This is a genomic window from Neisseria bergeri (assembly GCA_003044455.1).
Lineage (GTDB): Bacteria > Pseudomonadota > Gammaproteobacteria > Burkholderiales > Neisseriaceae > Neisseria > Neisseria bergeri.
The window spans coordinates 1-15253 of the sequence record POWY01000010.1; the positions used below are offsets into that span (position 1 = coordinate 1).

Below are 15253 nucleotides of genomic sequence, written 5' to 3' on the forward strand. Positions count from 1 at the left end.
GGAGGGATAATGCCGTCTGTAAAATGAGGTAAATATAGCAAATTGATGCAGCCTTCGTGTTTTACGTATTTATATATTCCGTATGGGGAATATGCTGCTTTTGAAGTGTGTATTATGGATGAACTGCCGATAACAGTAAATCGGTTTGATTTGTTTCCGTCAGCTTATGCCGTCTGAAGCCCTTTCAGACGGCATTTATTTTGAAGTTCGGGTTGTTTTTGCCAGTGATATTTTGATGGTTTGAAGCTGTCTTTTATATTCCCGGCAATGCGGGCAGAACAGCAGGTGCATATATATGGAAATCTTCTCGCCCGGGGTGCTTTCCCGATCCTGATGTTTGGAAAGAAGTAGGGCAATATCGCGGCATTTTTTCATAACGGTTACTTCGGGTTTTCTTGGTTGAACCATTTGATTTGCAGGCATTGGCGCAATGATTCTCGGGCGCGGTGCATAATGGTGTGGTAGTTGGCTGTACTGATACCGCACATTTGTTGTATTTCGTTGGATGAAAAACCGAGTATTTCCTTCAGGGTGAATACCCGTGCGGTGTTTTCAGGAAGGTTGTATAGGCAGCTTTGCAGAATTTTTTGAAATTCGTTGTTATTTAATGATTTTTCTGGAGTGTTCCAATGTTGAGGCTGCCCTTCTGGCGTCCAATGCCCGTTTTGGGAAAAATGGCTTTCAAATGCTTCATCCAGCAGCTCGTCGTCCAGTGCGGTAAAGACTTTCCTTTGCCTCCCGATTTGACGTAATGCGTCAATAATTTTGTTTTTCAATATGGCAAAAAGCCAGCTGTTGACAAGTGCCCTGCCTTGAAAACTGTCGCCTGCGCTGTATGCGGACAGCAATGTTTCCTGTACTAAATCTTCAGCCAAATCAGGGTGGTCGGGCAACTGGAGTCGCGCAAAATGCAGAAGCAGTTTGCGCGACTCCATTAATTCGGCATCGGTCAGGTCGGGTAGCGGCATAGTATCGGGAACAAGGTAATTTTATGCGGATAGATGGTTTTGGCCCGGGGAATTGCCTTCCATATTTTCGGATATGGCTGACAAGGAGGGGATGATAATCCTTTGTTCAATCCAGCCTGACCATTTCCTAAGCAAAATATTTTTCCAATTATCGGCTTCGGGCATAAATTCGACAAGGGTATGGGTAAGGGTGTCAAACGAAAGTGCGGAAGCCCCCATTATCTCCAGCAGCATCATATCGAAGCCGTCCAATGTTTGGTACATCACATCATCTTCGGCGTTTCGCCATATTAACAAGGCTGTTTCCGCTTCCTGCAAATCATCGGTAACATCATATCGATATTGCCGGATAAAGGCCGCAGGGGAGGGCGTGTATTTGCTGTGATTTGAATAATGAATATCGGGAATATCCGGAATTTGTGCAACTTCTGCCAGTAATTGGGTATATTCAAAATCCATCAGTGCCAAAATGCCGCCTGAAAGCGGCAGGCTTTGGCAATATTGTAGGAACTCGCCGGGGATTTCTTGAAAATAGGGCGTTTGGGCGCGCGCGTCGCGGACGAAACCTTCCTTCAGACGGCCCCATTCTTCGCTGTCAAAGTATTGCCGCGTTTCGGTATAACAACGGTCGATGAAGCTGTGGATATTGTTGCGTATCAGGCGAATATAGACGTTCAGGCGGTCCTGCGGCAGGCCGTCGGCGGCTTCGCCCTCGCGTATGGCTTGGGCAAAGCGTTGTTGGTATTGGGCGGAGGTTTCAGGCTGCACGGCGGTATTCCTTTCCGGCACGCGTTTGATAATCGGCGATTTTGGCAACTTCGGCTTCAAGCTCGGCAAAAGGCGGGAAATTGAAATCGCGTTCCAACAGGGTGGGCGGAATCGTCGGCAGCTTGGCATAGGCCAGTTCGAGCAAATCCCAAACGGTCGGCAATACCGCCGCGCCGTGGGTATCAATTAAAAGCTCAGGGGTTTCGACATCGTGTCCGGCGATGTGGATGTAACACACGCGCCCTGCATCCACATTTTCTAAAAAGGCTTCGGGCGACAACAGGCCGTGGTTGACGGCGTTGACGTAAATATTGTTTACGTCCAAATGAATGCCGCAGTCGGCTTCACGGGCAACCGCGTTAAGGAACTCAACTTCGTTCATCTCGGCAAGCGGAGAATGCAGGTAGTAGGACGTATTTTCTACAGCAATGCGGCAGCCCAACCGATCCTGCACTTCGCGGATACGGCGCGCGGTATGTTGCACCATCTCTTCAGTGAAAGGCAGCGGTAACAAATCGTAGAGATGACCGCCGTCATGGCAATAGCTCAAATGGTCGGAGAAAAACGTGCAATCGTAACGGCGCATCATTTCTTTGATTCCGTCTATCAAGGCGGTATCCAGCGGGGCTTGTCCGCCCAGCGACATGGATAATCCGTGCAACGCCAGCGGCAGCCGTTCCGCCACACGGTCAAACTGTTTGCGCGCCCTGCCGCCCATTTTCAGCCAGTTTTCGGGGGCGGCTTCGATAAAGCGTATCGGGCTGTCGTCTGAAAGCGAGAGGAAGTCTTCCGCCAAGTCGCGGCGATAGCCCAAGCCTGCATGTTGAATCATATTTTTACCCGGTTCGGATGGCACAAAAGAATAATGTGCTGGTTTAAAAAAATCTTTGTTTGCCGTTAAAAAAGCCGCATTTTATCGAAAAACGCGGCTTGGGTTGAAGGGGCGGTATTATTTAGAACCGCATTTGCCTTCGCCGCATTTGCCTTCGGCAGATTTGGCTTTGGCTTTAGATGCCTTAGCGTGTTTGTGGGCTTTTTTTACGGTCGCACCGCATTTGCCCTCGCCGCATTTGCCTTCTCCTGCTTTAGAAGCAGCCGCGCCGCACGAACCTTCGGCAGATTTGGACGCGCCGCAAGAGCCTTGGGCGGATTTTTGAACGCCTGTTGCGTTGCTTGCAGGTTTGTCGGCGGCAACGGCGCCGGCGGCCAAAGACAGGGATAAAGCACCGGCGAGTGCGGCAGCAATGTTTTTGTTCATTTCTATTTCCTTTTCAGAATATCAAGTTAACGAGATAAGGTTGGAATGTTTAAAGTCAGATTCCACGACTGAATCAATCTTGTTTCAGACGGCATCGGGGGCAAAACCGTTTTTTCAGCAGCGTATCCAGCGACCATCCGCCCGCACCCTGCAAAAGCAACGGGATTAATACCACGATATAAATTAAAGCCATTTTATAACCGTTGTCGCAGACATTGTAACCCGAACCGGCGTGAACCGCAGCCCAAGCGACGGCGGTAACGACCATCAGCCCCAATGCCGACAGGCGCGTTGCCAAACCCAAAAGCAACAGTACGGGCAGCAAAAGCTCCGCATACATCGCGAGATTCCAGTTTAACGCGTCCGGCAGCAAGTTGAACGGGAATGGGAATTGATCGTTGATTTCAGAAAACCAATTCTCCCCGTTCCATTTTTGCAAACCCGATTCCAAAAATTCATATGCGGCAAACAGACGCAAAACCAGCATAGCGGATGCCGTCTGCCAAGTTGTTCCGATTTTCATAAGTGTTCCTGTTTTTGGTTCTGTTGATACCCCATTAGACGGATTTTGTCGGAAAAACTGACACTCGGCAGCCAATAATTTAACAAGTTAATGAATATAAAAAGAAAGTATTTTGACGGGAAGAAAGGGAAAAGGGCGGGATGTTTGGATAACGGCGGTGTTGTGAGATAATTCCCCCCCTTGGACGGTATGCCTTCAAACACAATTTCCGTAAAGGAAAAGAAGAAAATATTAATTTTGATGATGATATAAAAAGCCCCTTTCGCTTGGCTGTCAAAAGGGGTTGTTAAGAAAAGCAATCCCCCTTTTGACGGGGTGCGATATATAAAGGAATGGAAAATATGGTAACGTTTTCAAAAATCAGACCACTTTTGGCAATTGCCGCCGCCGCGTTGCTTGCCGCCTGCGGTACGGAGGGAAACAATGCCGCCCGCAAGCCGGTGCAAACCGCCAAACCCGCCGCAGTGGTCGGTTTGGCACTCGGTGGCGGCGCATCCAAAGGATTTGCCCATATAGGTATTATTAAGGTTTTGAAAGAAAACGGTATTCCTGTTAAGGTGGTTACCGGCACATCGGCAGGTTCGATAGTCGGCAGCCTTTTTGCATCGGGTATGTCGCCCGACCGCCTCGAATTGGAAGCCGAAATTTTAGGCAAAACCGATTTAGTCGATTTAACCTTGTCCACCAGTGGTTTTATCAAAGGCGAAAAGCTGCAAAATTACATCAACCGAAAAGTCGGCGGCAGGCAGATTCAGCAGTTTCCCATCAAATTTGCCGCCGTTGCCACTAATTTTGAAACCGGCAAGGCCGTCGCTTTCAATCAGGGGAATGTCGGACAGGCGGTTCGTGCTTCCGCAGCCATTCCCAATGTGTTCCAGCCAGTCATCATCGGCAGGCACAAATATGTTGACGGCGGCCTGTCGCAGCCCGTGCCCGTCAGTGCCGCCCGGCGGCTGGGTGCGGATTTCGTGATTGCCGTCGATATTTCCGCACGTCCGAGCAAAAATGTCGGTCAAGGTTTCTTCTCGTATCTCGATCAGACACTGAACGTGATGAGCGTTTCCGCGTTGCAAAATGAGTTGGGGCAGGCAAACGTGGTTATCAAACCGCAGGTTTTGGATTTGGGGGCAGTCGGCGGTTTCGACCAGAAAAAACGCGCCATCCGGTTGGGTGAAGAGGCAGCGCGTGCCGCATTGCCTGAAATCAAACGCAAATTGGCGGCATACCGTTATTGACGCTATGCCGTCTGAACGTGTTTTCGGAAGGCTTTATCCATAGAAAAAAATACCCGAATCCCGTACAATACGCCCCTAAAATTTTGAAAGAACAAAAGAATCATGGAAGCCGAAGTAATCAACCAGCTTAACAACACACTGAACGACTTGGAGAAGCGCAGCGAAGACATCCGCGTCTATATGGATTATCAGGGTAAGAAAGACCGATTGGAAGAAGTTGTCGGACTTTCCGAAGACCCCGAACTTTGGAACGACCCCAAACGCGCCCAAGAAATCGGCAAAGAGCGCAAAATCCTCGAAAGCATAGTGCTGACGCTGGACAACATCGCTTCGGGCATCGAAGACAACCGCATGCTGATTGAAATGACCGTCGAAGAAAACGACGAAGAAGGTTTTGCCGCCGTGCAGGAAGACGTGGCGGGGCTGGAAAAACAGATGGCGGATTTGGAGTTCAAACGGATGTTCAACCAGCCCGCCGACCCGAACAACTGCTTTATCGACATCACCGCAGGCGCGGGCGGTACCGAAGCGGAAGACTGGGCGGGGATGCTGTTCCGTATGTACAGCCGCTATGCCGAGCGCAAAGGCTTCAAAATCGAAATCCTTGAGGAAGACGACGGCGAAATCGCAGGCATCAACCGCGCCACCATCCGTGTAGAAGGCGAATACGCCTACGGTTTGCTGCGTACCGAAACCGGCGTTCACCGCTTGGTGCGTTACTCGCCGTTTGACTCGAACAACAAACGCCATACCTCGTTTGCCTCCGTGTTCGTTTACCCTGAAATCGACGATTCCATCGAAATCGAAATTAACCCTGCCGATTTGCGTATCGATACCTACCGCGCATCAGGCGCGGGCGGTCAGCACATCAACAAAACCGACTCCGCCGTGCGCATTACCCACGAGCCGACGGGGATTGTGGTGCAATGTCAAAACGACCGTTCGCAACATGCCAACAAAGCCGCCGCGATGGAAATGTTGAAATCCAAACTGTACGAATTGGAAATGCGCAAACGCAACGAAGAGAAACAGGCGTTGGAAGAAGGCAAGTCGGATGTGGGTTGGGGCAGCCAAATCCGTTCGTACGTCTTGGACTCCTCACGCATCAAAGACTTGCGCACAGGCTACGAAGTCGGCAACACCAAAGCCGTATTGGACGGCGACTTGGATGGCTTTATCGAAGCCAGCCTGAAACAGGGCGTGTAGTTTGAAACGTATGCCGTCTGAAGCCTGTGCCGCTTCAGACGGCATTTTTGCGTTTCGTGTTATAATCCGCGCCGCACACGGGACAGGCAGACAGTCGCCGCGTATCGCGTAAGGCATACGGGGAGGAAAGTCCGGGCTCCGCAGGGTAGAATGCCGGTTAACGGCCGGGCGCGGTAACGCGACGGAAAGTGGAACAGAAAGCAAAACCGCCGATGGCTGCTTTGGCAGCACAGGCAAGGGTGAAAAGGTGCGGTAAGGGCGCACCGCGCATTTGGTAACAATATGCGGCAGGCCAAACCCCATTCGGAGCAAGACCAAACAGAACGCAATGACGCTGCCCGCCGAGCGTTCGGGTAGGTTGCTTGAGCATACCGGCAACGGTATGCCTAGAGGAATGACTGTCCGAGACAGAACCCGGCTTACCGCCCGTCCGGTGTGCATCCGACACGCAAATGCCGTCTGAAACCTGAAATATGGTTCAGACGGCATTTTTATTTAGGTTGTGTTTTTATAGTGGATTAACAAAAACCAGTACGGCGTTGCCTCGCCTTAGCTCAAAGAGAACGATTCTCTAAGGTGCTGAAGCACCAAGTGAATCGGTTCCGTACTATTTGTACTGTCTGCGGCTTCGTCGCCTTGTCCTGATTTTTGTTAATCCACTATATATTTCGTTGATGCAACTCTAATTTAGTCGGACAAAATGCCTTTTATTCAATAGAACCGGTTTCCGCCCAAGCGGAAATAAACGGCTATTTCCCTTGCAAACAGACGGAATCAGGCGGGTATTCAAATGACAATCGGCAGGCTGCCTTCCGGTTGGGCGGGAGCCTGTCCTGTTGGATGGAAACGGTTTGGTTTCATTATGCGGAAAAATGCCGTCTGAAGGGTTCAGACGGCATCGGTGCGTCGGGGCGGGACTTAGTCTATGCCTTCGAGCATTTTGTTCAATTTGGGGACGAGCAGGAGCAGCAGGAAGCCTGTGGCTGCGCCGATGTAGAACAGCAGCCGGTAAAAGCCGATTTCGTCGCCCGCCTGATAGCCTTTTTCAAATAATACGCCGCCCAAAGTGAAGCCTAATGAAAAGGCAAGGAAATTAAGGGCGACCATTTGGGTTTTGAATAAAGGCGGGGCGATTTTGGTGGAGATGGACAGCGCAATCGGGGAAATCATCAGTTCGCCTATCGTGATGGCGAGGACGATCAGTGCGAAAACCGCAATAGGCATCGGCGTGCCGGAGGAAATAAAGGGGACGAATCCCAAAAACGACGCGCCGGTAACAAATACCGCCATAGCGAATTTCAGCGGGGTTTTGGGCTGTTTGCGCCCCATTTTTGTCCACATTGCCGCCATGAGTCCGGAAAACAGGATGACCCACAGGCTTTGCATAGAGTCTTTCCAGGCAACAGGCACGGTAAACGAACCGATGGTGCGGTTGACGGTTTCGTCGAAATAGACGGTTGCCACGGTGTAAATCTGAAACCAGACGGCCCAAAACATACAGATGGTCAGGAAAAGCGGGATGTAGGCGATGATGTGCCGTTTGTTGTCGGAACTGACGCGGGGGTTGGTCAGCAGGCGGGCGAAATAGGCGATGACGGCAAGGATGACGGTAGATAAGAGGATGCCGGAGAAATTGTCGAGGTTGACAAGCCCTTTTTTGATAGCGGTTGCAAGTGCGGCGATGAGGGCGATGCCGACGGCGGCCGCAATTTTGCCCTGTCCTTTTGAAAGCGGATGGGGGACGGTGGGGTGGGGCAGATTTTTACGTCCCAAGGAATAACGCCACAAGCCGAATGCCATACCGACCGCCGCCGCGCCGAAACCATAATGGAAACCGATGTTTTCTTGAAGCAGGCCAGTCAGCAGCGGGCCTAGGAAGCCGCCGATATTGATGGCGATGTAGAAAATGGAAAATCCCGCATCGCGCAGCGGGCGCATTTCGTCTTGTTCGTATAATGTGCCCACCATAGAGCTGGCCGTGGATTTCACGCCGCCGCTGCCCAATGCGATGAATATCAGCCCGATTAAAAGGCCGTACAGGCCCGGTGCTATGGCAAGGACGATGTGTCCAAGCATCACGACGATGCCCGAGAGGAAGAGGGTTTTTTCCGCACCCCATACGCGGTCGGCAAACCACGCGCCCAAAATGGTGGACAGGTACACGCTGCCGCTGTATGCGCCGACAATGCCGCCTGCGAGGGTTTTGTCTATGCCCAAGCCGCCTTTGTCGGCGGTGTAGTAGAGGTAAATCAGCAGGATGCCCTGCATTCCGTAAAATGAAAAACGTTCCCACAATTCGATATGGAAGAGGGTGGAAAGCTGGAAGGGGTGGCCGAAGAATGTTTTTTCTCCGGTGGGGGCGGGATGCCGGGACATAAAGGTTCTCCTAAAAGATTTTCTCTCAATGCCGTCTGAAACGGATGCGGACGGCGGCGGTGTTTTTTGTATGAAAATCGGTTTTTAACCGATATTTTCATTCTTTGTCAAATGATGCGCTGCCGTTTTTGCGGTCGAATGTTTTTATATTTGTTTCAATTCAACGGGTTGTATTTTAGAGTACGTGTTCCGATACGGCGCGGGTAAAGCCTTTTCAGTCAAGCGGCTTATCCGATAGGGCGGTTTTTTATAGTGGATTAACAAAAACCAGTACGGCGTTGCCTCGCCTTAGCTCAAAGAGAACGATTCTCTAAGGTGCTCAAGCACCAAGTGAATCGGTTCCGTACTATCTGTACTGTCTGCGGCTTCGTCGCCTTGTCCTGATTTTTGTTAATTCACTATATCGATTCCGTTCCCTTGCAGGCGGACGGCGGCGGAAAAGCAGGTTTTCAAATGTCCGGTTTGGCGGCGCGCCTTTCAGACGGCATGGCGGCGGACAGTGCCATGCCGTCTGAAAACCGTTTATTTCCCTTTGCCGTTTCCGGCGGAGTCTTTTTTGTCCGAACCGAATAGGCGGTCAAAACGTATGGTGTATGTCAGCTCGCCGCCCGATGAAAGGCTGCCGATACGGGCAACCGCCTGTATGGCGCGGGTCAGCCGGTAAATCAGTTTGACTGACTGTTCCGCGCTGGAAATGCCGTATTCGTAGCCGATGTAGAGTTTGCCGGTCAGTTGTTTGCCGACGGTCAGCACCTGTTCGGCGGGGTTGAGTTCGCCGGTTTGCGCGTTGCGGCTGCGCTTGCTGGTAAAGCCCAAATCATCCACCAGTCCGATGCGGTCGTTGATTTGTCCGGCAAGCAATGCGCCGGCGGCTGCGGACAGGGTGGCATTGTCGCCGCTGCTGCCGCTGCCGGCGCGGTTGAGGATGAGCCAGGAGAGCTTGTCTTTTTCACTCATCGGTTCGTTTGCCGTCAGCGTAATGCGCGGGCTGTTGAGGCTGCCCAATATTTCCACGCCCGCACCGACGGGGGAAAGGCGGCGTTCGGCGCGGATGTTGAGGTTGGGGTCGTTGAGCGGACCGACAAAGGAGACAGTGCCTTTGGTAATGTCCAAATCCTGCCCGTATGCCTTGTAACGCCCTTTGATGACGCGAACCGTGCCCACGCCCCGCACGCTTCCGCCCGGTTGCGCGGTCAGGGTCAGTTTGCCGCCTATGGTAACGTCCGCGCCGTAGCCGGCGAAGCGGATGCCGTCATTGAGGTCTAAAATCAGGTTCATATTGACGGGGAGCGGTGCCGCCGCCTCTTTTTTGACTTCGCCCAATACGACGACATCGTCGCCGACGGACGGCATCGAGGATTTTTGCGAACCGAACAGCCCCTGATCCGTTTTAATCATCCCGGTAACGGATATGCCTTTTTGCGGCGAATAGCGCAGGCGGGTGTTGCCGGAAACCGTCAGGCGGCGGTTGGGGCGGGACAGGATGCGGTATTTGTCGAACACCGCGCCGATATCGACATCGGGCCCGCTGTTTTCCATACCGACCGTGCCGGAGAGTTCCGCCGTCCCTTCGTGCCGGAATTTCAGGCTGTCGATTACCCATTTCCTGCCCGCGATATGCGAACGCAGCGAACCGTTGTCCAAGATGATGCCTTGGGTTTGGTTGCGGTAATAGAGTTTGTCGCCGTTGATGCTGCCGCCCAAGTGCGGATCGGCGATGCTGCCGCCGAGGGTTACGGCGGCATTCAGGCTGCCTTTGACGGTTTGTCCGACGGGCAGGAAGTTGCGGAATGCTTCAGCATCGGCAACGGTCAGGTTGAGCCTGCCGCCTAAAGGCGCGGTATCGAAGGAGCGGCTTTGCCCGACGGTAATGTTGCCGTTGATTTTCCCGTAGTTGCTGCTGCCGTTGACGGCGGCATTGACGGACGGAGAGCCTACCCGTCCGCCGATTTGCGCGGCGGCATTCAGGCTGCCGGTAATGTTTTGCGCGGCGGCGGGCAGAAAGGGCTTCAATGCGCCCAAGTCGGGAAGAGAGGCGGTAATCCTGCCGCCGAGCGGTGCATTTGCCATATTGCCGCCGAAGGCGTTGCCGATACCCAAATCGGCGTTAATCCGTCCGAAACGCGCGCCGCCGTCAATCAGGATTCCGATGCGGTCGTTTTGAAAGCGCGTTTTCAGGGAAAATGCGTTCAAACCCAAAGCCTGACCGCCGGGCAATACGGCATCGCCGCTTTGTCGGCTGATATTGAGGTAGCCGCGCGCGTTACGCCCGTAGGCGACATCCCAGTCGCCGTTTAAAACCAGATTGTGTTCGACGGGCGGTTTGAAGAAATTGTGCAACTCGGCGATGTGCAGTCCGTGTGCGCCGCCTTTTGCCGATATGCCGGTTTTTTTATCCCAAGAAAAGTGTTGCAGGTTGAGGCTGCCGCCCATTGCCTGCCAATTTGCCGCACTTGCCGCCACGCGTTCCGTACCGGCTTCGAGCGTCATACGGTTTTGCAGCTTGAGGTTGAACGCGCCGCCGATGTCGAAAACACTAATGCTGCCTTTCCATCGGGTAAGTTCTCTGTTGATACCGCCTGAAGCGTCCAAATCGAATTTGAACGGTTTGCCGTCCAGCGTCATGGCGGCGTGTGTGCGGATGCGGTGCTGCGCGCCCGTGCCTTCCAGCGTCAGGCCGGCGGTATCGACAACCGCCGCCCCACCCGACAGGGAAAGTCGGCTGCCTTTGATGTCGGCGCGTATCGGGCGGCTTGTGTCGGGCGAGCCTCTGAGGGTGAAATCGAGCGAACGGATGTTTGCCGCCTTGCCGATATGCAGGCCGCGTGCCGTACCGGAAAGGTCGGTTTCAAAGGTTCGGATGCCGCCGTCCAAATCGCCGGAAAGGTGTCCGCGTACATTTAAAGCCCCCGCGAGTCCGAAACCGAAACGGGAGAGGTCGGGTGCAGTGATATTGAGGTTGAGCCGGTCGCCTTTTTTGCCGAAGCCGCCGTCTGTTTTAATAATGTTCTGTCCCAGCCGCAAATCGACGGCGGCGCGCGGAAGGTGGCGGGACTCGTAAATAATGTCGGCATGACCGTTAAGCGGTACACCGTTGAGTATGCTGGGGGAAAAACGCATTTTGCCTGCAAAATGCTCTTTTGCCAGTTCGCCTGCAAGGTTTATTGAGCCGTTGATATTGCCTGCCGGAAATTGCGGATCGATGCGCGAAGGGTCGAATGCGCGGGAACGGATGTCCAGCTTGAGCAGGCGGTCTTTAAACAGCTCGAGATAGCCTTGCGCGGTCAGGCTGCCTTGCCCAGCGGCGATGTTGACGGTGTCGAACACCAGTTTCCGCTGTCCGTTTGCGGGGTCGCTTGCGATGGCGAGGCTGCCGTCCGTGCGTGCCGTACCGGTGCCGAGTTGCCAAGAGATTTTGGGCGAGGCGGTCGTGCCGCCGATGCCGATGCTGCCGTCCAACCTGCCTTTGAACGCGGTTTGCAGCACGTCTTCCGCGCCGACGGAGTTGATGCCTATATTTAAATCGAGGATGTCTTTTTCGGTGTCGATTTTGCCCGACAGCCTGATGCCGCCCCGTCCGAGCAGGGCGGCGGACGTATTGCCGATATGCACCGTGCCGTCCTGCCGGATGACAAAGCTGCCTAAAACCTGACGGACGGGAATGCCGTTGCGGTCGGCAAAGCCGGCTTTGGTGTTTTCCAAATCGAGCGAGCCTTCCAGCGCGATGCCGTCTGAAAACGACGGGATGGCGGTCAGGTCGAAATTCAGCCCGGCATCGGGCAGGGAAGGCACGAAAGCGGACGGATTGATGTTGAATCCTTTGACCAGCACTTCTTCCAATGTTTTATCCAATGATTCGGCAAACGGGTGGATGACGGATTTTCCCGAGAGGCGGATATTGCCGCCGTCGATCGCCAGTTCGGCGCGCACATCCTTCAGGCTGCCGCTCAGCCGAGCCGTACTGTGTATGGTTTCGCCTTTGAGTCCGCCTTTGGTGTAAATGGCGGTGTTGAGGACAAAAGGTTTTTTCAGACCGATTACGACTGCGCCGGTCGATTTGCTCCACGGGGTGTCGGCGGTTTTCAGGTCGAGGCGGTGTCCTTTGATGTCATAACGGTACGAGGCATCCAGCCGTTCGAGATAGACGGTTTGTTTGTCAAAGGTTTTGCCTGCGCTGATTTTGCCCGTCTCGAAGCGGTCGAGATAGACGGCGGCAGGCAGGTCTATGCTGTCGGGAAGGCTGAGTGGCGGGCGTTCTTCTTTAGGCGGAGTCGGTTTGGTAACGATGGCGATGTCGCCGGCGGAAATTTCGGTAATGTGCAGGCTGCGGCGCATCAGTTCGGACGGTTTCCACGCGAAGCGGAAGCGGCTGATTTTAAGGTCTGCACCCTCGGTTTCTATCGACCAGTTGTCGCCGTCGAAGCCGTCGAGCAGCGTGCCTTTGAGGTTTTGGGAGGAAATGTTTACGCCGAACCAAGACGGGATTTGGTACAGCCCGAAACGCAAACCGGATTCCGTACCGGCGAGCCAGCCGAGGAAACATACTGCCAAAATCAGGACAGACAGCAGTGCCGCCGACAGCTTCAGCAGCGGGCGGCGTTTTTTTGCCGGCGGGGTAGGGCGGTGTTTAGACGGCATTTTGCGTGTGCCGTTTTCGGTCGGATCGGTATCTGTCGGTGCGGTATCGGTCATAATGTCTGTTTCAAAATGGTTTGCTGCAATGCCGTCTGAAGCGGCCGTATCGGTTTAGAAGCGCGTTCCCAGGCTGATGTGCCAGCGGATTTTCTTGTCGCTGTGCCCGTAGGCAATATCGAAGGAAAACGGCGCGAGCGGGCTGAACCAGCGCACGCCCAGTCCCGAACCGTGTTTCAGCTCCATACGTTTGAAATTGGCGGCGGCATCGCCCATATCGTGGAACACCGCGCCGGACAGGGTGCGCGTAAACGGCAGTTGGTATTCCAGGCTGCCCACCAAGAGGGCGCGTTCGGGCAGGACCGATCCGTTCGGACCGGCAAGCCCGATGCTGTCGAGTTCGTAACCGCGCACGGAAGACGCGCCGCCGCTGCGGAACATCAGCCCTGAAGGAACGTCGGCATTGTCGCGGGCAACGGTGTAACCCGCTTGTCCGCGTATGATGAATGTGCCGAGTTTTTTGTTTTCGGGCGTGAAGAAATAACCTGCGCGGGCGGAAGCGCGGATCAGCGCGGTGGAGGATAGGAATGTGCCCAAAGTCGTACCGATTTTGCCGTCGAGGTAATAGCCGTTTTCGGGGTGCAACGCGTTGTTGAGCAACTGGCGTTTCCAAGAGACGGTCAGCATCGTGGCGTGGCTGTTGCCCAAATCGACATCCGAGCCGGGGATTTTCCGGCCTTCTGCGAGAAACTCCGCCCCCAGCCTGGCATCAATGCCCGCGCGGTCGCGCACATACCAGATGCCGCCGGAGAAGGCGCGTTTTTCGAGGTTTTGGGTAGTCGAACGGTTGTAGGAAACGTTGCTTGTCCAGTATTTGCCCCTGTAGTTGCGGGGTTGGCTGATACCAGCGGCAAGCGTGGTTTCGTATTTGTCCATATCCCAGACGACCGAGCCGATATAGCCTTTGTTGAAGAGGTTGTAATAGTCGTAGGCGATTTTGCCGCCCAAACCGTATTCCGAATCGAGGCGGATGCCGGTTTCGAGCTTGTGGCGTTTGACCTCGGTTACGCTGACTTTGACGGGGACGCGGTCGCCTTGGAGACGGTCGAAGTCGGCTTGTACGGACGCGCCGGAATAATGCCCGTTTTGTTCGAGTGCCTGTTGGAAGTCGAGCAGCAGGTCGAGGTCGTAGGGCGTGCCCGGTTGGAAGCGCGCCAGGCCGGAGACAATTTGTTCGGGATAACGCTGTGTGCCGGTAATTTCAAAGTCGCCGAAGGCGATGGGGCGGCCGCTGTCCACGACGACGTTCAAATCGGCGGTGGCAGTATCGGGGTTGACGGCCGCCCGGGTGTTGCCGAGCTTGGCAAGCGGGTAGACTTTGCGCGTTACCGCGCCGAGGACGGAAGTTTTGCTGTTTTCCCAACTGTCCTGGTCGAAATCGCTACCTACCGGCTGCTGCCAGTTTTCCATCGCGTTGCGGTAGTATTCGGCGAGGTTGCCGTCTGAAAGGATGTCGCCGAGGATGGCGACGCCGACGTTGGCGATTTTGGTGCGCGGGCCCGGTGTGATGTGCACCGTATAAGCTCCGTCTTTTTCCGTCAGGCTGACTTTGCTGCTGAAATAGCCTTTGCTGCGGAGCATGGTTTTGACGTTGTCCGGTGCTTCTTCGGCAAGGAAGCCTGTTTGTTCCTTGTCCAATACTTCTTCCTGCTGCTGCGTGATGAGCGGCAGGTGTTCTTCGACCATATCTTTGATTTCACTGTCCTGCGTGTCGATGCGGACGGGGAATTTGGGTTTTAATTTGACTGATTCGGTGTCAGGGCTTTTGTTTTTGAACAATGCGAAACCCGCCGCCTTGTTTTCGGAAAGGTCGGCGGCAGGCGCGTATGCGTGCGGAAAGAAAAATAAAGCCGGCAGGAGCAGGGCGGTCGGTTTGATCATCATAGTACGGGTGTCGTGCATCGGTGTGGCGGTTTTCGATTTTAACACTGTTCGGACGGGGCGGGACGCTTCAGACGGCATACCGCCGCCGGTATTTCGGAGGTTGCGGCCCGCCTGGAATGTATCTGCTTGTTTTAGGGGATTTTGCTTCCAATCCGTATGCGGGCAGGCTGCGTTTCGGGGTAGTGTCGAAAAATAGGCGGGATTGAATAAATTTATTTTTATTCAATAAATTAAACCGTCGCGCCGAATGATAAAGCAAAGCCTGTCCGGCACTGCATAGGGCAAATCAACGCAACCTTAAAACACAGCCGAAAAATAAAAAAACACAGAGAATGAGTTTTCT

11 protein-coding genes and 1 other RNA gene are annotated in these 15253 nt (G+C 53.8%); 3 read left to right on the forward strand and 9 right to left on the reverse strand.

The genetic code is table 11. The annotated features are described in order from the left end of the window. Positions 1 to 195: 195 nt before the first annotated feature. The 6 genes from DBY86_RS09445 to DBY86_RS09470 all read right to left on the reverse strand — a co-directional run bounded on the left by DBY86_RS09445 (position 196) and on the right by DBY86_RS09470 (position 3517). Positions 196 to 375 carry a zf-HC2 domain-containing protein gene (locus DBY86_RS09445; RefSeq protein ID WP_107819790.1) on the reverse strand — a complete coding sequence of 60 codons (180 nt, stop codon included), beginning with the start codon at positions 373 to 375 and terminating at the stop codon, positions 196 to 198. Between the two features lie 5 nt (positions 376 to 380). After that, positions 381 to 968, reverse strand: a complete 588-nt coding sequence (locus DBY86_RS09450; protein ID WP_013449652.1) for a sigma-70 family RNA polymerase sigma factor — start codon at positions 966 to 968, stop codon at positions 381 to 383. Between the two features lie 21 nt (positions 969 to 989). Then, on the reverse strand, positions 990 to 1736 hold the full coding sequence (locus tag DBY86_RS09455) for an HvfC family RiPP maturation protein (protein WP_107819791.1): 747 nt from the start codon (positions 1734 to 1736) through the stop codon (positions 990 to 992). Further along, on the reverse strand, positions 1726 to 2568 hold the full coding sequence (locus DBY86_RS09460; RefSeq protein WP_049323685.1) for an HvfB family MNIO-type RiPP peptide maturase: 843 nt from the start codon (positions 2566 to 2568) through the stop codon (positions 1726 to 1728). Before DBY86_RS09460 ends, DBY86_RS09455 begins: the two co-directional genes overlap by 11 nt. 117 nt (positions 2569 to 2685) lie before the next feature. Next, positions 2686 to 2994: an HvfA family oxazolone/thioamide-modified RiPP metallophore gene (locus DBY86_RS09465; RefSeq protein ID WP_107819792.1), complete on the reverse strand. Its 309-nt coding sequence runs from the start codon at positions 2992 to 2994 to the stop codon at positions 2686 to 2688. A 73-nt stretch (positions 2995 to 3067) separates the two neighbouring features. Further along, positions 3068 to 3517, reverse strand: a complete 450-nt coding sequence (locus DBY86_RS09470) for an HvfX family Cu-binding RiPP maturation protein (protein WP_003710760.1) — start codon at positions 3515 to 3517, stop codon at positions 3068 to 3070. 341 nt (positions 3518 to 3858) lie between these two features. Between DBY86_RS09470 and DBY86_RS09475 the strand changes: the two genes are divergently transcribed. The 3 genes from DBY86_RS09475 to rnpB all read left to right on the forward strand — a co-directional run bounded on the left by DBY86_RS09475 (position 3859) and on the right by rnpB (position 6396). Further along, positions 3859 to 4752, forward strand: coding sequence for a patatin-like phospholipase family protein (locus DBY86_RS09475; protein WP_199901085.1), 894 nt, complete (start codon positions 3859 to 3861; stop codon positions 4750 to 4752). Positions 4753 to 4854: 102 nt separating this feature from the next. After that, entirely contained in the window at positions 4855 to 5958 is a 1104-nt protein-coding gene (gene prfB / locus DBY86_RS09480; RefSeq protein ID WP_107819794.1) for a peptide chain release factor 2, read from the forward strand. A gap of 78 nt (positions 5959 to 6036) precedes the next feature. Then, positions 6037 to 6396, forward strand: an RNA gene (rnpB, locus tag DBY86_RS09485) — RNase P RNA component class A. A 480-nt stretch (positions 6397 to 6876) separates the two neighbouring features. Here rnpB and DBY86_RS09495 read toward each other — a convergent pair. The 3 genes from DBY86_RS09495 to DBY86_RS09510 form a co-directional block, all read right to left on the reverse strand. After that, positions 6877 to 8334: an oligopeptide:H+ symporter gene (locus tag DBY86_RS09495; RefSeq protein WP_107819795.1), complete on the reverse strand. Its 1458-nt coding sequence runs from the start codon at positions 8332 to 8334 to the stop codon at positions 6877 to 6879. A gap of 522 nt (positions 8335 to 8856) precedes the next feature. After that, complete coding sequence (locus DBY86_RS09505; protein ID WP_107819796.1) at positions 8857 to 13026, reverse strand: translocation/assembly module TamB domain-containing protein; 4170 nt, start codon at positions 13024 to 13026, stop codon at positions 8857 to 8859. A 54-nt stretch (positions 13027 to 13080) separates the two neighbouring features. Further along, on the reverse strand, positions 13081 to 14928 hold the full coding sequence (locus tag DBY86_RS09510; RefSeq protein WP_199901086.1) for an autotransporter assembly complex protein TamA: 1848 nt from the start codon (positions 14926 to 14928) through the stop codon (positions 13081 to 13083). Positions 14929 to 15253 lie beyond the last annotated feature (325 nt).